17 protein-coding genes are annotated in these 17,127 nt (G+C 69.9%); 4 read left to right on the top strand and 13 right to left on the bottom strand.

The window, feature by feature from the left end; all coding sequences use genetic code 11:
- Positions 1-157: 157 nt before the first annotated feature.
- From BLU77_RS04095 to BLU77_RS04080, 4 genes are read left to right on the top strand one after another with little or no spacing between them, the layout of a single operon-like run.
- Positions 158-1,570: an extracellular solute-binding protein gene (locus BLU77_RS04095; protein WP_089771810.1), complete on the top strand. Its 1,413-nt coding sequence runs from the start codon at positions 158-160 to the stop codon at positions 1,568-1,570.
- Positions 1,563-2,471 (top strand): carbohydrate ABC transporter permease, encoded by a 909-nt coding sequence (locus tag BLU77_RS04090; protein ID WP_089771809.1) that lies wholly within the window; start codon positions 1,563-1,565, stop codon positions 2,469-2,471. The genes BLU77_RS04095 and BLU77_RS04090 overlap by 8 nt, the downstream gene beginning before the upstream one ends.
- The gene (locus tag BLU77_RS04085) at positions 2,468-3,343 is read left to right on the top strand and encodes a carbohydrate ABC transporter permease (protein ID WP_217632357.1); all 876 of its coding nucleotides are present in this window, start codon (positions 2,468-2,470) and stop codon (positions 3,341-3,343) included. The genes BLU77_RS04090 and BLU77_RS04085 overlap by 4 nt, the downstream gene beginning before the upstream one ends.
- The gene (locus tag BLU77_RS04080; RefSeq protein ID WP_089771808.1) at positions 3,343-4,443 is read left to right on the top strand and encodes an ABC transporter ATP-binding protein; all 1,101 of its coding nucleotides are present in this window, start codon (positions 3,343-3,345) and stop codon (positions 4,441-4,443) included. The genes BLU77_RS04085 and BLU77_RS04080 overlap by 1 nt, the downstream gene beginning before the upstream one ends.
- Positions 4,444-4,449: 6 nt before the next feature.
- Here the strand turns inward: BLU77_RS04080 and BLU77_RS04075 are convergent, their stop codons facing one another.
- The 13 genes from BLU77_RS04075 to BLU77_RS04015 all read right to left on the bottom strand — a co-directional run bounded on the left by BLU77_RS04075 (position 4,450) and on the right by BLU77_RS04015 (position 17,108).
- Positions 4,450-4,698, bottom strand: coding sequence for a hypothetical protein (locus BLU77_RS04075; protein ID WP_089771807.1), 249 nt, complete (start codon positions 4,696-4,698; stop codon positions 4,450-4,452).
- 75 nt (positions 4,699-4,773) lie between these two features.
- Positions 4,774-5,637: a prephenate dehydratase gene (locus tag BLU77_RS04070; RefSeq protein ID WP_217632356.1), complete on the bottom strand. Its 864-nt coding sequence runs from the start codon at positions 5,635-5,637 to the stop codon at positions 4,774-4,776.
- A 358-nt stretch (positions 5,638-5,995) separates the two neighbouring features.
- Positions 5,996-7,129 (bottom strand): Gfo/Idh/MocA family protein, encoded by a 1,134-nt coding sequence (locus tag BLU77_RS04065; protein WP_089771805.1) that lies wholly within the window; start codon positions 7,127-7,129, stop codon positions 5,996-5,998.
- A complete protein-coding gene (locus BLU77_RS04060) occupies positions 7,126-8,046 on the bottom strand; it encodes a sugar phosphate isomerase/epimerase family protein (RefSeq protein ID WP_175476933.1) in 921 nt (306 codons plus the stop codon). The genes BLU77_RS04065 and BLU77_RS04060 overlap by 4 nt, the downstream gene beginning before the upstream one ends.
- Positions 8,043-9,554: a CoA-acylating methylmalonate-semialdehyde dehydrogenase gene (locus BLU77_RS04055; RefSeq protein WP_089771803.1), complete on the bottom strand. Its 1,512-nt coding sequence runs from the start codon at positions 9,552-9,554 to the stop codon at positions 8,043-8,045. Before BLU77_RS04055 ends, BLU77_RS04060 begins: the two co-directional genes overlap by 4 nt.
- Before the next feature lie 153 nt (positions 9,555-9,707).
- Positions 9,708-10,136: a nucleoside-diphosphate kinase gene (ndk, locus tag BLU77_RS04050; protein WP_089771802.1), complete on the bottom strand. Its 429-nt coding sequence runs from the start codon at positions 10,134-10,136 to the stop codon at positions 9,708-9,710.
- 39 nt (positions 10,137-10,175) lie between these two features.
- Entirely contained in the window at positions 10,176-10,565 is a 390-nt protein-coding gene (locus BLU77_RS04045; RefSeq protein ID WP_089771801.1) for a DUF4233 domain-containing protein, read from the bottom strand.
- On the bottom strand, positions 10,562-12,325 hold the full coding sequence (locus BLU77_RS04040) for an MDR family MFS transporter (RefSeq protein WP_089771800.1): 1,764 nt from the start codon (positions 12,323-12,325) through the stop codon (positions 10,562-10,564). The genes BLU77_RS04045 and BLU77_RS04040 overlap by 4 nt, the downstream gene beginning before the upstream one ends.
- A gap of 92 nt (positions 12,326-12,417) precedes the next feature.
- Positions 12,418-13,011 (bottom strand): TetR/AcrR family transcriptional regulator, encoded by a 594-nt coding sequence (locus BLU77_RS04035; protein ID WP_175476932.1) that lies wholly within the window; start codon positions 13,009-13,011, stop codon positions 12,418-12,420.
- Between the two features lie 151 nt (positions 13,012-13,162).
- The gene (gene dhaM, locus BLU77_RS04030) at positions 13,163-13,876 is read right to left on the bottom strand and encodes a dihydroxyacetone kinase phosphoryl donor subunit DhaM (protein ID WP_089771798.1); all 714 of its coding nucleotides are present in this window, start codon (positions 13,874-13,876) and stop codon (positions 13,163-13,165) included.
- Positions 13,869-14,504: a dihydroxyacetone kinase subunit DhaL gene (dhaL, locus tag BLU77_RS04025; RefSeq protein ID WP_089772960.1), complete on the bottom strand. Its 636-nt coding sequence runs from the start codon at positions 14,502-14,504 to the stop codon at positions 13,869-13,871. Before dhaL ends, dhaM begins: the two co-directional genes overlap by 8 nt.
- A gap of 10 nt (positions 14,505-14,514) precedes the next feature.
- Entirely contained in the window at positions 14,515-15,522 is a 1,008-nt protein-coding gene (gene dhaK / locus BLU77_RS04020; protein WP_089771797.1) for a dihydroxyacetone kinase subunit DhaK, read from the bottom strand.
- 167 nt (positions 15,523-15,689) lie between these two features.
- Positions 15,690-17,108: a dihydrolipoyl dehydrogenase family protein gene (locus BLU77_RS04015; protein WP_089771796.1), complete on the bottom strand. Its 1,419-nt coding sequence runs from the start codon at positions 17,106-17,108 to the stop codon at positions 15,690-15,692.
- Between the last annotated feature and the right edge of the window lie 19 nt (positions 17,109-17,127).

Raw genomic sequence — 17,127 nt, 5'->3', positions numbered from 1 at the left:
CGGTCCGCGGAAGACCCGCGCCGCGGGGCGCCGAACCCTGGTGCGGCGCGTACCCACGTGGATAGCATCACTGCCAGGGGGCACCGTGTGCGGACGACAGCCTGTTTCCACCCACGAGGGTCTCGGCCACGATCATCGACGATGAAGGGCAGACACCATGAGGAAGCGACAAGCGGCGGCGATCGCCGGGGTGGCGGCCACAGCCCTGCTGCTCAGCGCGTGCAACAGCGGTGACGGCGGCACCGATGGGGACAACGGGTCGACGGACGGTGGTGCGGTCACCCTGACCCTCACCACCAACGCCATCTCGGGCGGCAAGAACGCGAACGAGGCGGACTGGATCGAGACCTGGGTGATCCCCGAGTTCGAGGCGATGATGGCCGAGCAGGGGCAGGACGTCACGGTCGAGTTCGACCCGCAAGGCGTCGACGACGAGGACTACAAGACGAAGATCTCGCTGGACCTGCAGTCCGGGGGCGGCGCCGACATCATCGGCATGGACGGCATCTGGGTGGGCGAGTTCGCCGAAGCCGGCTACATCCAGCCACTCAGCGCGGTCGGTGGCACCGCCGTGGACGAGTGGGACGGATGGGAGCAGATTCCCGAGGCGGTGCAGGGGGCGCTCGCGTTCAACGGTGAGCGGTACGGGGTGCCCCAGGGCGCCGACGGTCGGGTGCTCTACTACAACCGTGATCTGTTCGCCGAGGCGGGCCTTCCTGAGGACTGGCAACCCACCAGCTGGGCCGAGATCCTCGACGCCGCCCGTGCCCTCGACGAGCTGGACGGGGTGATCCCGCTCCAGCTGAATGCCGGGGTGGCGATGGGTGAGGCCACCACGATGCAGGGTGTGCTGCCGATGCTGGTCGGCACCGGCGCCCAGGTCTACGAGAACGACCAGTGGATCGGCGCCACCGACGAGCTGCGCCAGGTCCTGGACCTGTACCGCACGATCTACGTCGATTCCGAGCTCGGGGACCCGGTGCTGCAGGTGGAAGCCGCCGGCCGGGACAACTCCTTCGCCGCCTTCGCCGCCGGGGAGATCGGCATCCTGCTCGAGGGCGACTACTTCTGGCGCTCGGTGATCAACCCTGCCGAGGGGGTAGGCACCGCGCCGATGGAGAACCGGGACGAGGTGGTCGGGTACGCACTGATCCCGGCGATGACGCCCGGGGCGGGAGTGAACGGGCAGGACTTCGTCTCCATGTCCGGCGGGACCGGTCGCGTGCTGAACCCGAACAGTGAGAACCCGGAGCTGGCGTGGGAGCTGCTCGCCTTCATGAATTCCGCGGAGGCCTACCAGACGGCGAACGAGGGCAGTGTGCGGATCTCCCCGAGGGAGGACGTCAACGCCGAGGCGCTCGCCGACGATCCGATGCTCACCTTCGTCTCCGAGCAGGTCCTGCCGATCACCGCCTACCGTCCAGGGCTGGCGGCCTACCCCCAGGTCTCCGTCGCACTGCAGGAGGCGAGCGACGCCGTCGTGGCCGGGGAGCCGGTGGACGAGGCGTTGGCCACCTACGCGGATGATCTGGCCGGCATCGTGGGTGAGGACGCCGTACGGAATGAGTGAGGCGCGCACTCGGCGCGCCGACGATGTGGCCGGACTGGGCCGTTGGCGCGCCGGTGCGTTCGTGGCCCCAGCCCTGGCAGTGATCGGGCTGTTCCTGGTGTTCCCGGCAGTGTGGACGCTCTACCTCGGGCTCACGAACTACCGGCTCACCGGGCTGGCGGCCGCTGAACCGGAGTTCGTCGGCCTGGAGAACTACGCCACCGCGCTGAGCGACCCGGACTTCTGGCGCTCCCTCTGGCTCACCCTGATCTTCGTGCTGCTCAGCGGCGTCGTCGGCCAGACCCTGCTCGGGTTCTCGATCGCCTGGGCGTTGCGCCGCGCCCCCCGCGCGGTGCGCACCGTGGTGGAGACGCTCGTGCTCGCCGCCTGGGTGATCCCCGCCTCGGTGGCGTCCTTCCTGTGGTTGGCGCTGCTGGACCGACGCGGAGGCAGCCTGAACGCGATGCTCGGCACCGAGGGGGCCGCATGGCTGATCGACCACCCGATGGCGAGCATCATCGTGTTCAACGTGTGGGTGGGGACGGCATTCTCGATGCTGCTGTTCTCCTCCGCCCTGGCGGCCGTCCCGCCCTCGCAGCTGGAGAGCGCCCGGATGGTGGGGGCCGGCGGGTGGGCCCAGCTGCGGGACGTGGTGCTGCCGAACATCCGCGGTCATCTGCTCACGAACACGCTGCTGATCACGCTGTGGACGTTCAACACGTTCACCCCGTACCTGCTCACCGCCGGCGGGCCTCGTGGGGAGAGCGAGATCCTCGCCGCCTACATCTACACCACCGCGATCCCCGGAGGTCAGCTCGGCATGGGTGCGGCGATCTCGCTGATCATGCTGACCATCAACCTGGTGATCGCGCTCGGCTACCTCCGAGTGGCGCGTGCGGCTGAGGGAGGGAGCAAGCGATGAGGAGTCCCGACGGAGCCGGTCCGGCACCCCAACGCGTGCACCGCATGCCCGCCCCTGTGCGGCACTACCTCTCCCGGGTGCTGCTCGTCGTCGGTCTTGGTCTGGTGGTGGTGTTCTTCGCCGTCCCGATGCTGTGGCTGGTGACCGCCCCGTTCGACGCCGACCCGAGCCTGCGCGTCGCCTGGCCCGACTGGACGCTCGCGAACTTCGCCACCATCGCCGAGAACCGGTACGCACTCGGAGCGCTGGGCAACTCCATCCTGCTCGGCGTCGGCACGATGGCGCTGGTGCTCACCCTCGGCTCGCTGGCCGCGTACGCCCTCTCCCGGGTGCGGATCCCGGGCCGGGATGGTCTGCTCTACGCCCTGCTGCTGCTCAGCTCGATCGTCACCGGGACGGCTGCCATGGTGCCGACCTTCCAGCTGATCACCCAGATCGGCCTGATCGACACCCACCTGGGCGTCATCCTGGTGATCGGCGGTGGGGTGCTGCCGACGGTGATCTTCATCCTCAAGGACTTCATGGACTCCATCCCGAAGTCGTACGAGGAGTCGGCCCGCCTGTACGGGGCGAGCCCTCTGCAGATCCTCTGGCACGTGGTGGTCCCGACGGCGCGCCCCGGCCTGGCCTTCGTGGCCGTCTGGGCAGTGGTGCAGGTGTGGGGGAACTTCCTGGTGCCCTTCCTGCTGCTGCGCAGCCCGGACCTGCAGCCCGCCGCGGTGCTGATGTACACCTTTTACACCGAGGGCGGGCAGCCGAACCTGCGGCTCCTCTCCGCCTTCGCGCTGGTGTTCTCCGTGCCCGTGATCGGCATGTACTTCCTCGTCAACCGCCGCTTCGGCTTCCGCTTCCACGGAGGGATCAAGTCCTGATGGCAGCCATCACATCGACCGCGCTCGTGAAGGAGTATCCCGGCGGCGTACGCGGGGTGGACGGGGTGGACCTGGAGGTGCGCGACGGCGAGTTCTTCGCGCTCCTGGGTCCCTCCGGTTGTGGGAAGACCACGCTGCTGCGCTCCGTGGCAGGCCTGGAGTCGATCACCGAGGGCCGGCTGCACATCGGCGATCGGGACGTCACCGACACCGAACCCGGGGAGCGGGGTGTGGCGATGGTGTTCCAGGACTACGCCCTGTTCCCACACATGGACGTCGCGGACAACATCGCCTACCCGCTGAAGATCCGCCGGGTGCGCCGTACCGCCCGGCGCGGCACTGCCGAGGAGGTGGGCACCGGGCTCTCCCTCGACGGTCTGATGGGCCGGCGGCCTGGGCAGCTCTCCGGAGGTCAGCAGCAGCGGGTGGCGCTCGCCCGTGCGGTGGCGACCCGGCCGGACGTGCTGCTCCTGGACGAACCGTTGTCCAACCTGGACGCTCGGCTCCGGCTGGAGGCGCGCACCTTCCTCAAGGAGCTGCAGCGCGAGCTCGGCGTGACGACTGTCTTCGTGACCCATGACCAGGCCGAGGCACTCGCACTGGCGGACCGGATCGCCGTCATGCGGGACGGCCAGCTGCAGCAGGTGGGTGACCCACGGGAGGTGTTCCGCCGGCCGGCCACCACCTTCGTGGCCTCGTTCATCGGTTCCACGCCGATGAACCTGCTGCCGGGCACGATCTCCGACGGCGGTGTGCGCCTGGACCGGGCTGAGACTTCGCCGGTGCCCCTCCCGCCGGGTGTGGCACCGGCGGAGGGGACCGAGGTGGTGTGGGGTGCCAGGCCGGAGTACCTGGGCTGGTCGGCCGAGCCCCCTGCCGACGGCGGAGGGATCGCCGCGGAGGTGACCGTCACCGAGAGTCTGGGTGCCACCACCCTGGTGACCGCGCACGCCGGGGCGGAACGCCTGCAGGTGGTCGTCGACGAGGACGACGAGCCCGAGCCTGGCGCACGCGGGTGGGTGGTGGCACCGCCGCGTCGCACACTGCTCTTCGACGCCGCCTCCACGGCCTTGATCGAGACCGAGCCCAGCCGGGTGTGACGCCGGTCAGAACTCCTCGTCCGGGTCGTCGTCGCCCGGGACGACGACGGCCTGATCGGCCACGTCGCCCTCGGCCGCTGTTCCGGTCAGGTCGGGGCGGGCGGTGTGCGGGTGGTAGTCCTCACCGATGCCGGCCGGTTCACGCTCCTCCGACTCTCCCACCAGGTCGGTCGGCTCGTCGGCCTCGACCTCACTCCCATCGGGGGCGATCAGTCCGGCGTCACGCCACGAGTCCGTACCGGGTCGAGTGCTCATCGCTCCTCCTCGCAGTTCGGTGTGAGTGCCGCACTGCCATGGTGGACCCGTCGAGCGCCCGGCGCGACCTGACGCTCAGGCGGGGCCACCGACCTCCAAGCGGTACGGGTCCGCCGGGTACACCCCGAGGATGGTCACCTCGCGGGTGAAGAAGGCGAGTTCCTCCAGCGCACGCCGCACCGGGAGGTCGTCCGGGTGGCCGTCCACCTCGGCGAGGAACTGGGTGGCGACGAACTCGCCGCCGACCATGTAGCTCTCCAGTTTCGTCATGTTCACCCCGTTCGTGGCGAACCCGCCCAGCGCCTTGTACAGCGCGGCGGGGAGGTTGCGCACCCGGAACACGAACGTCGTCACGGTCGGTCCGTTGCCTGCCTCGACGTGGGCGGGCTCCGGGGAGAGCACCACGAACCGGGTGGTGTTGTGCTCCTCGTCCTCCACGTCGGAGGCGAGTACCTGCAGGCCGTAGATCTCGGCGGCCAGTGGCGGGGCGATCGCTGCCTGAGTCGGATCCCCGGCCTCGGCGACCTCCCGGGCTGCACCGGCAGTGTCACCGGAGATGATCGGCTCGAGCCCGTGGGAGCGGATGATCCGGCGGCACTGCCCGAGGGCGTGCACGTGCGAGTGCACAGTGGCGATGGAGTCCATGGTGCTGCCGGGCAGGCCCATCAGCATGAACCGGATTCGCAGGAAGTGCTCGGCCACGATGTGCAGCCCGGAGGTGGGCAGGAAGTGGTGGATGTCCGCCACCCGCCCGGCCAGCGAATTGTCGATCGGGATCATCGCCAGCTCGGCGTCGCCGTTCTCGACGGCCGCGAAGACGTCCTCGAACGAGGCGCACGGCACCGGGCGGGCGTCCGGATAGTGCTGCCGGCACACGATGTCGGAGTTGGCGCCGGGTTCTCCCTGGTAGGCGATGCGTCGCTCAGTCACGCCGGACATCCTCCCACGGGTGCGGCCGCCGCCTGCGTGTCACAGCGGTGCCGCCAGAGCCAACCGCACCACCCCACGCGAGTGCGGCCGATTTCGCTCATGTCGTGAGATATTCGCGAGATTCGCCGCACTCGCTGATCGTCGAGTGCGCTCTCTGGCGGCGCTGTCGAGCCCCGCGTCCAGTCCGCTGGTTCCGAACCCGCACACACGGCCGGCCGGGAGCCGGACACGAGCGTGCACGTCCGGAGCTCACCACCACGCGACGACACGCATCAGGGCGACGACAGGGACGCCGTCGGGAATCTCGCACGACGCCTGCCCTGACCGCACTGGACGCACGACGAGTGCGGCAGGGGCAGGGGCGGGGTCAGCGGGCGGCGGTCTCCCCGCCCGGGGTGAAACCGTGCCGCTGGCCGAGACGGGCCAGGATCTGCTGAGCCACCACGAGATCGGCCCGGCCCTGCGGGGCAGCCGAGGCAGGTGCCGCCCCCTCGGTGACGAACAGGTGGAACGCCGTCAGCTCGTTCTCGAACGCTTCCTGCTGCGGGGCACGATGCTCACTGCGGACCTCCCCGCCGTCCTCACCACGACTGGTGACCGTGAGAACGGTGGGTGCGTTCAGCAGATAGGGAACAGTGAAGACCAGACTGACGCTGCCGCCGTCGTGGTGGAACGTGACGGTCTCCCGGTAGTCCGGGTGCTCGGGCAGGTAGTGCCAGCCCAGGTGCAACCGGGCGCCACCGGAAAGCGTGCCGATGACCTCCACCGAGCCAGGGTCCGGCGCCTGGGCGCCCCACGTGGTCGCGGACTCCACGGCCTCGATCGGGTGGCCGAGGTGACGCAGCAGAGAGATGTCGTGCACGATCGAGCCGATCAGCACACCTTCGTAGAGCGTGCGCCAGCGGGCGTCCAGGTCCGCGCCGACCGCCGCATCCAGGGCTGCCCCGGTGGGGGCGATCGCCTCGGCGAGAGCGGCGGGATCGACGTCGGTGGCCGGTGGAAGCAGACGAGCGAACTCGAGCTGGGCACCGCTGGAGGGGTGCAGGATCTCCACGGTGACCGCTCGCACCGTGCGACCGGCCAGCGCACGTGCTGCGCCTGCGGTGGCCGGGTCGTACTCCTTCATGTACCCGAGCTGGACCCGTGCTCCGCTCGCCTCGATCGCATCCACCTCGCTCTCGGCGAGCGCGAGCGGCTTCTCGCAGAACACCGCGATCCCTGCCTCCGCGAGGGCCACCACGTCCGCCCCGTGGGTGCCGGTGGTGGCCACCAGTACCGCGTCCAGCGGGCAGGATCCGTCGGCGTGCGCGGTGAGCAGCTCGGCGCGGGAGGTGAATCGCCCGGGCACGCCGTATCGACCCGCCACGGAGGCGGTCCGCTCGGCCGAGAGGTCCGCGACGGCAGCGATCTCGTACAGGTCCCAGCGCCGGGCCAGCAACGGCAGATGCACACTCTGGGTGACGGCACCGAGGCCGAGCACACCGATCCGGATCCGACTCATGCTGCGCTCTCCGTGCCGAACCACGGGGTGAGGGCGTCCCGGTTGAGGACCTGGTGCGCTTGTGGCTGGCCTGGCTCGTCGCCGACCTGGGGGATCACGTCCTGCTCCACCACGAGCCAGCCCTCGAAACCACTGCTGAGGATCTGCTCCATCACGGCGGCCACGTCCAGGTCACCGGTGCCGAGCGGGACGAAGGCACCCTCGGTCCACACCTGGCGCATGCCGGCCTTGCGGGCCACCACGTCGGCCAGCACCGCGGTGCGCACGTCCTTGATGTGCAGGTGGTCGATCCGCCCCGACCACCGACGCAGGCCCTCGAGCGGGTCACCACCGCCGATGATGAGGTGCCCGGTGTCGAAGGTGAGGCCGATCTCGGTACGGGCGAGCAGCTCGTCGATCTCGTCGGGCGTCTCCACATGCGTGCACGCGTGGTGATGGAAGGTGGGCCGCAGGCCGTACTCGGCAGCGATCTCGACGGCGGAGGACACGTTGCGTGCCAGCGTGTCCCACCCGTGGGCGTCCAGGCTCAGGCCCGCTCCCCCACCGGGGTTGGCCCGCCGTGCGTCTGAACCGGCGTCGGCAAGGGTGGGCCGCGGTGGGGTGTCCGGGTGCAGCTCGGCGCCCTCGGCGAAGAACGCCATCGCGTCGCGGTACTCGGGCAACGTGGCGGCGAACGCGTCGGCGTCGGACAGCGGCAGGTTCACGAAGCCGCCGGCCAGGGCGAGTCCGTGCCGGCGCAGCCGATCCCGCAGCTCCTCGCCGCGGCCGAGCATGCCGATCGGTCCGGAGTCGATCCCGCGGTATCCGGCGGCGGCGATCATCGAGGCGAGCTCGTCGGCACCGGGCAGCTCCACGCCTTCCTCGGCGTCCATCTCGAACACGCCGTAGGAGACGGGGGCGTTCGCGAGAGTGATCATGAGTCGTTCTCCGAGGGGAAGGCGAGGCTGGCGGCCGGGCGCGCTGCGCTGCTGGGCCATCTGCTGGTGACAGCCTTGGCGCGGGTGTAGAAGTTCAGGCCCTCGCGACCGTAGATGTGAGTGTCCCCGAACAGGGAGTCCTTGCGACCCCCGAAGGAGAACGAGCCGGCCGGCACCGGGATCGGGACGTTGACGCCGACCATCCCGGCCTGCACGCCGCGCTGGAACCGCCGCGCGGCACCGCCGGAACTGGTGAAGATGGCCGCGCCATTGCCGTACGGGTTGGCATTGACGATCTCGAGGGCTTCGTCGAGATCGGCCGCGTGGATCACGACCAGCACCGGGCCGAAGATCTCTTCGGTGTAGGCGGTCGAGGTGACGGGCACGTTGTCCACCAGGGTGGGGCCGACGAAGTTGCCTCCCTCGTACCCGGGGACGGTGAGGTCGCGCCCGTCCAGCACGATCTGTGCCCCCTCGCTCTCAGCGGTGGCGACGATGGAGCGGATCCGCTCGGCGGCCTGGGGGGTGATCACCGGGCCCATCTCCGAGCGTGGGTCGGTGGATGGGCCGACCACGACCTCCCTACCGCGCTCGGCGATCGCCTTGACCAGCGGGGACGTCTCCTCGGGGGTGCCCACGGCGACCACTGCCGAGATCGCCATGCACCGCTGGCCGGCGGAACCGAACCCGGCCGCCACGAGATGATCGGCGGCCTCGGTGATATCGGCGTCGGGCATGATCACGGCGTGGTTCTTCGCCCCACCGAGAGCCTGGACCCGCTTCCCGTTGGCGCTGGCGCGCTGGTAGACGTGCTTGGCGATCGGGGTGGACCCCACGAACGAGACGGCGGCGATGTCGGGGTGGTCCAGGATGGCGTTCACCAGGTCCGCGCCGCCGTGCAGCACGCTGAACACGCCCGCCGGCAGGCCGGCCTCGGCCCACAGGTCGGCCAGCAGCAGCGAGGCGGACGGGTCGCGCTCGGAAGGCTTGAGGATGAAGGAGTTCCCGGCCGCGATCGCGATCGGGGCCATCCACAGTGGCACCATGACCGGGAAGTTGAAGGGCGTGATACCGGCGACCACGCCGAGCGCCTCGCGGTAGGAGTAGACATCCACCCCGGTGGAGACCTGGTCGGCGTAGGAGCCCTGCAGGTGGTGTCCGATCCCGCACGCGTAGTCGATGTTCTCCAGGCCACGGGTGATCTCACCCTGAGCGTCGTCGAACGTCTTGCCGTGCTCGGCCGAGATGAGCCGGGCGAGCTCGTCCCGACGCGTGGCCACCAGGTGCCGGAAGGAGAACAGCACGGCCGACCGCTTCGACAGCGACATCTGCGACCAGGATTCATACGCCCGGGTGGCCGCCGCCACCGTCTCCTCGAGTACGGCCGCATCGGCCGTGCTCGCGACGGCGATCACCTCACCGGTGGCCGGATCGGTGATCTCGATAGCGGGGCCGTCGGTGCTGCGACGCTCCCCCTTGATGACGTGCTCGACGCTACGCGCGCTCATACTTCCTCCCGGCCTCGACGACGGCGGGTGCGGTCCGGGGTCGAACCGCCCTCACGCCGCGCCTATCGTCCCACCGTATGACCGGTTCTTGTCAAACTTTGTTAGAACAAACGGTGAGCCGAGGAAGAGTTTGACTGCACAGGTCGTGTGCGATCAGGCCTGCGGGAACCAGAGCCCGATCTCACGCTCGGCGCTCTCCGGCGAATCGGACCCGTGCACCAGGTTCTGCTGCACCTGCAGCCCCCAGTCCCGGCCCAGGTCACCGCGGATGGTCCCCGGCAGCGCCGCCGTCGGGTCGGTGGTCCCCGCCAGCGTGCGGAACCCCTCGATCACCCGGTGACCCTCCACGACGGCCGCGAGCACCGGGCCGGACTTCATGAAGTCCACCAGCGGCGCATAGAACGGCTTGCCCTCGTGCTCGGCGTAATGGGCGGCCAACAGGGCATCGTCGGCTGCCCTCAACTGCAGGTTCACCAGGGTGTAGCCCTTGGCCTCGATGCGGCGCAGGATCTCTCCGCTCAGTCCGCGACGGACGCCGTCCGGCTTGACCAGGACCAGGGTGCGCTCGATGTTCTCACTCATGGCTCCGAGCGTAACGGGCCCGCGAGCCACCCGGGACTACTACGCAGCTGCCTCGCGACGACGTTCCGCGCGCTCCCGGTCGATCCTGGAGCCCAGCCAGACCGCGATGATCCACACCACCGCGAAGATCCCGCCGATGAACCACATCGCGGGGATCACCAGACCACCGAGCAGGAACAACACCTGCGCGATCGAGCCGAGCACCAGTCCGGTGCGCGTGCGCTGCATCCGCGCTGCGACGGAGCACAGCACCGTCATCACCGCACCGACGCCGAGGATCAACGCGGGCTCCGCCACCCGGAGGCCGTACCCGACCAGCACGATGAACAGCACGAGCAGCACCTCGAGCCAGAGCACACTGGTGCAGAAGAGCGGCCGGGCCGGGCGCGGCGGCTTCGGGGCTGCCGCGCCCGAGGATGAAGAAGTCACCGGTCCAGGGTAGTGCCCGGCCCGTCCGAGTCCGGCCCGCTCAAGTCCGGCCCGTCCGCGCCAGGCCCGCCCGAGTCCAGCTCGCCGCCGCCGGCGGCCGCGTCTTCCTCGGAGAGGCGAGCCCCGACCGGGGCGAGGGCACCCTCCTGCTGCGAGGGGCCGCCGTCGGAGGCTGCCGGGTCCGCCACGGCCTCACCACGAGCCACCATTCCCGCTGTGTCGGACAGCGTGACCTCCTTGAGCAGGAGCGTGAGCAGGAAACCGGCCGCAAGCAGCGGCACCAGGTACCAGAAGCTCGGGGCCAGCGCATCGGCGTAGGAGTCCACCACGATCTGCTTGATCGGCCCCGGCATCTCGTTCACGGCCTGCGGGGTGAGTGAGTCCACCCCGAGGTCGCCGCCCGCGCCCGGCGGCACACCGGCGTCGGCGAACCCGTCGGTGAGATTGTCCACCAACCGCGAGGTGAAGATCGTGCTGAACAGCGCGGTTCCCACGGCCGCGCCGATCTCCCGGATGAAGTTGTTCGCACTCGTGGCGGTACCGATCTCCCGGGGGTCCACGGAGTTCTGCACAGCGAGCACGATCGTCTGCATCACCAGGCCGAGTCCGGCGCCGAGCACGAAGATCATCGCCGAGTACAGCCACAGGGAGATGTCTCCGGTGAGCCGGGTCAGCCAGATCAGTCCCGCAGTCGCGATCGCCATCCCGACGATCGGGAAGATGCGATACCGCCCCATGCGCACGATCGCGAAACCGGAGGCGATCGAGGTGAGCATCAGCCCGGCCATCATCGGCAGCATCAACAGTCCGGACTGGGTCACACCGGTGCCGGTGGACATCTGCAGGAAGGTGGGCAGGAAGCCCAGTGCGGCGAACATGCTCATCCCGATCACCAGACCGACCGCGGAGGCGATGGAGAAGGTGCGGATCTTGAACAGGTGCAGCGGCAGGAGCGGGTCCTGTGCACGGCGCTCCACCAGGATGAAGGCCCCGATGGTCGCGAGGGTTCCGATCACCAGGGCGAGCAGCCCGGGGTCGGACCAGTCATAGCCGGCACTGCCGGACCAGGACTCCCAGCTCGTGGCCAGCACGATGCCGGAGGTGCCGAGACTGAGCAGGATGATGCCGAGAACGTCCACCCGCTTCGTGGGGCGGTGGCTGGGCAGGCGCAGCGTGCGCCAGGCGATGACCATGGCGATCAATCCGATCGGCACGTTCAGCCAGAAGCACCACCGCCAGTCGGCATGATCGGTGAACAGGCCGCCGAGCAGCGGGCCGAGCACGGCGGAGATGCCGAACAGTGCACCCATCGGGCCCATGTACTTGCCGCGCTCCCGGGCAGGGACGATGTCGGCGATGATCGCCTGCGAGAGGATCATCAGGCCACCACCGCCCAGACCCTGCACGCCACGCCAGAACACCAGGGCGCCGAAGCTGCCGGAGAACCCGGCACCGACCGAGGCGATGGTGAACAAGCCGATGGCGATCAGGAACGGCCACCGCCGTCCCCAGATGTCGCCGAACTTGCCGTACAGGGGCATGGCGATGGCCACGGCGAGGATGTACGCGGTGATGAGCCAGCCCTGGTGCTCCACTCCGCTGAGCTCGCCCACGATGGTGGGCATCGCGGTGCCCAAGATGGACTGGTCCAGTGATGCCATGAACATCCCGGCCATCAGGGCAGCGAAGATCAGCCAGACGGTGCGCTTGGTCAGCACGATCGTCGGCTGGTCCGCCGGTGGGGCGGTGGTGGTTGCCATGCGTGAGTTCCTTGCGTTCGGGGCGGGAGCGCCGGGTGCGGCGCCGCAGAGCGGAGGGCCCGACGGCGGTCGGTCGCCGTGGGTGGAGATCGTCAGGTGATCAGGGCGCGCAGGTCGCTGTAGGCGCCGCCGATGTGATCGCGCGGATGCCCGACTCCCCCGGCGTCGTGCCAGAGAGAGGTCGCCCAGCGGGCCAGGTGGAAGACGGTCATCGCGTACATCTCCGGGCGGAAGTCGCCGTCCGGTGCATCGAGGCGCTGCCGGATCAGCGCCTCGATCTCCTTCACGGCCGACTCGAAGATCGCCATGTGCCGGGTCACCAGCGTGGGTTCGGCCTTGATGATCTCGATCACGGCCATGATGCGCTCCTTGGAGGGCATCGGCCGTTCCAGGACCTGGTCGAGCAGGTCGCGAGTATCGGCCGCGAAGTCACCGGAGGGTCCGCCCGCGGTGTACGTGGCGCAGAACTCCGCGTCCAGGCTGAACGGCGTGGCCCCGAGGGCGGCGTGCAGCTTGGACTCGAAGTAGTTGAAGAACGTGCGCACGGAGACGCCCACGCGCTCACAGATAGCCTCGACGGTCACGTTGTCGAGCCCGTGCTCGCGGATCAGCTCGTGGGTGGCGTCGATGAGCGCGTCGCGTCGCGCGATCTTCTTCCGTTCCCGGAGCCCGAACTCATTCTGCATGACATGCATTTTTGCACGGCGTGCAATCTTTGATCCAGCGCATCGCGTCCCACCAGCGGTGATCTGCGTCACGCACCGACGCGGGTGGCCTCAGTGTCGCGATCTCGCGTGATCGCGACACTGAGGCCACCCGCGTGCAGGAGTGGTCGGGTTACTCCTCGCCGAAGCCCGCCTCGACGTCCGCCTCGATGGCATCCAGCGCCTCGGCCGCCTGTGGGCCGGTCGCCTCCACCTGAAGCTCGGCCCCAGCAGTGAGTCCGAGCCCCATGATGGCCAGGATGCTGGCAGCATCGATGCCGTTGAGCTGGACATCCGCGTCGAACTCCCCCACCTTGCGAGCGAGCATCGCTGCTGGGCGAGCGTGGAGGCCGAGCCGGTTGCGCAGCACGAGCGTGCGGGTGAGGGCCTCGGCCGCCGGCTGCGATGGGGCAGCAGTCTCCAGAGGCGGCGGCTCATCCTCACGATCGACCGGGCCGAACGAGGTCGCGGCCTCTTCCGCGGCCGCACGAACGGCCAGCCCTGTCGCACCACCCTGCGCAGCCACGGCGGCGGCGACCGCTCCCTCGACGAACGGGGCGTCGGCGAGCAGGAGGCGGTCGTCGTCGGCCATCTCCAGCACGGACTCGGCGGTCAGTGCAGCCGATCCGAGGTCGGTGAGCAGCACCACGGCACCGCCACCCTCGTCGAGCAGCCCGGTCACTGCCTGCTCCACCAGGTCGTAGCTGGTACCGATCCGGCCGTCGTCGGTGCCACCGGCCGCCCGGATCGCGACGTCCGGGGCCATCTGCGCAGCAACCTCGGCCGTTCCCGCCGCGAGCGCAGCGGAGTGGGAGACGAGCAGCAGCGCCGTGGTGGGTTCAGCCATGGGACGCCTCCGCCGCCTCGACAGCTGCCTGGAGCAGCAACGCGCTGGACTCCGCCCCCGGATCTCGGTGACCTTGCGATCGTGCGCCCAGGTAGCTGGCCCGACCCTTGCGAGCGATCAGCGGCTCCGTGGCCGCGGCGCCGGTCCGCGCCGCGGTGGCCGCTGCTGCGAGCGCCGCTCGTGCGCTTCCGCCGGAAGTTGCCACCTCGCGTGCGGCCTCGGCGGCCGGCGACCAGGCATCCACCATGGTCGCGTCCTCGAGCTCGGCCTTGCCCCGCGCGACGATGCCACCGACGGCGGCCTCCAGGATGTCGGCCACTCCGGCCGCATCCACCGTCTCGGCCGGTGCCGCCTTCGCTGCGCGCAGGTAGGCGGTGCCGTACAGCGGCCCGGCGGCGCCACCCACCGTGGACATCAACGTCTTCGCCACCAGCGCGAAGACGTCGCCGATGGTGGCGGTCTCGGCGGCTTCGAGCTTGGCGAGCACGGCCGTGAACCCGCGGTCCAGGTTCTCCCCGTGGTCGCCGTCGCCGATCGCCCGATCCAGGTCGATCAGCGCCATCCGGTTCTTACCCACGACGGCGGCACTCGCCTGCACCCAGGCGCGCGCCCATGCCACATTAAGCAGGTCCGACACGTCACGCCCCCCAGGTGAGCGCCGGGGTGTGCACCGGGGCGTCGTACAGGGCGAGCAGCTCCTCGTCCAGGCGCAGCACCGTGATCGAGGCCCCCTGCATCTCCAGCGAGGTCACGTAGTTGCCCACCAGGGAGCGAGTCACCTCAGCACCACGCTCCTCGAGCAGCGCACGCGCCTTCCGGTAGACGATGTACAGCTCGGAAGCCGGCGTGCCGCCCATACCGTTCACCAGCAGGACCACACGGTCACCGGACGCCACCTGCAGGTCGCCGGCGACCGCCGTCAGGAGCTGTTCGGTGATCTCGTCGGCGGACGCGGACGGGATGCGCTCGCGCCCGGGTTCGCCGTGGATCCCGATGCCGATCTCGATCTCGTCGTCGTCCAGGTCGAAAGACGGCTTCCCGGCGTGCGGCACGGTGCACGCGGTGAGGGCCACTCCCATCGAGCGGACGTTCTCGTTGACCCTGGTCGCGATCGCCGCCACGGAGTCCAGATCGTCCCCGCGCTCGGCGGCGGCGCCGGCGATCTTCTCCACCAGGACCGTGCCCGCGACCCCGCGACGGCCGGCGGTGAACAGGGAGTCCTGCACGGCCACGTCATCGTTGACGACGACCGTCTTGACGGTGATGTCCTCGAGCTCGGCGAGTTCGGCGGCCGTCTCGAAGTTGAGCACGTCCCCGGTGTAGTTCTTCACGATGTGCAGCACACCCGCACCGCCGTCGGCGGCCTTCGTGGCAGCCATGATGGGGTCCGGCGTGGGCGAGGTGAACACCGCTCCGGGCACGGCGGCATCCAGCATGCCGCGGCCGACGAAACCGGCGTGCAGCGGCTCGTGCCCGCTCCCGCCGCCGCTGACCAGGCCTACCTTCCCGGCGACGGCACCGCCGGCACGGGAGACGAACAGTGTCTCCGGATCGCCGCTGGAGACCACCAGATCGGCGTGGGCGGCGGCGAAGCCGTCGACCGTCTCGGCGACGACTGCCTGCGGATCGTTGATCAGCTTCTTCATTCCGGTGCTCCTTCGCTTGTGCGCCGTGAGCGGCGACCCGTCGTGGACGGACATGAGTGGGGTCTGCAGGACAACTCTGGACCTTGACCACCACCGTTGCCTAGCCCACCTCCCATCTTGGCCCGTGCGGCGACCTCATGCTGGCCGGACGCGGGAGCAGCCTCCGGTCAGGGCCGCCCGTAGGTCTCCAGCAGCCGCAGCCACACCTCGCTGATCGTCGGATAGGACGGCACCGCGTGCCAGAGCCGATCGATCGGCACCTGCCCCACCACGGCGATCGTGGCTGCGTGCAGCAGTTCGGCCACGTCCGGGCCGGCGAACGTCACCCCGAGGATCACCTGCCGCTCCGTGTCCACCACCATCCGCGCCGTGCCGGTGTACCCGTCCGCATGCAGTGCCGCACCGGCGACCGAGCCGAGCTCGTAGTCCACCACCCGCACGGGGTATCCGGCGTCCTCAGCCGCGGCAGCGGTCAGGCCCACGCTCGCCACCTCCGGGTCGCTGAACGCGACCTGCGGAACAGCTTCATGGTCGGCGGTGGCGGCGTGGGCGCCCCAGGCGTGATCGGCCACCCCCTGCCCGTGCGCCCGGGCGACGATCGCGTCCCCAGCGGCGCGCGCCTGGTATTTGCCCTGGTGGGTGAGCAAGGCCCGGTGGTTCACGTCACCGACGGCGTACAGCCAGCCGGACCCGGACACCCGCATCGTGTCGTCGACGTCCAGCCACTCGCCATCGCTGCGACCGACGACGGACAGACCTATGTCGTCGGTGCGGGGGCGGCGCCCCGTGGCGGCCAGCACCTCGTCCGCGACCACCACCTGACCGTCGTCACAGCTCAGGCGTACCGTCCCGGTGACGGCGTCCCGCACCGCTTCTGTGACACTCACCCCGGTGCGCACGTCCACGCCCGTCTCGCGCAACGTCCCGGCCACGAGGTCACCGGCGAACGGCTCGGCACCGGGGAGCACCCGGCCCCGTACCAGGAGGGTGACGGCGGCACCCAGGTCCCGGTACGCCGTCGCCATCTCTACGCCGACCACTCCTCCGCCGACAATGGCAAGGCGTTCGGGGATCTCCTCGGCGCTGGTGGCCTCGCGGGAGGTCCATGGAGCGGCCGGGGCGAGCGCGGCCGGCACCGCAGCATCGCTGCCGGTGCAGATCACGACGGCGTGCCGCGCCTCCAGCTGGACGGTGCCGTCGGTGGTGGTCACCTCGACCGTACGCTCGCCGGTGAGCCGGCCACGTCCGCGCACGAGGTCGATGCCGGTGTTCTCCAGCCATGTCACCTGACCGGCATCGTCCCAGCCGCTGGTGAACGTGTTCCGCCGCGCGAGCACCTCAGACCGATCCACCACTGGCGGTGCCTCCGCCTGGTGTACCCCGGAACCTCGTACGTGGGCGGCAGCTCGGCGCACGGCGCCGGAGCGGAGTAGTGCCTTGGACGGCATGCACGCCCAGTAGGAGCACTCCCCACCGACGAGCTCGGACTCGACGATCACCGCACTCAGGCCACCGGCCACGACCTGTCCGGCGACGTTCTCACCGACAGCTCCGGCACCAATCACCAGCACGTCCCAAGTGCTCATCGCGAAACTCCCCACGGTT

Origin of the sequence: Ruania alba (genome assembly GCF_900105765.1) — a bacterium.
Lineage (GTDB): Bacteria > Actinomycetota > Actinomycetes > Actinomycetales > Beutenbergiaceae > Ruania > Ruania alba.
This window is presented reverse-complemented; position numbering and strand designations above follow the sequence as displayed.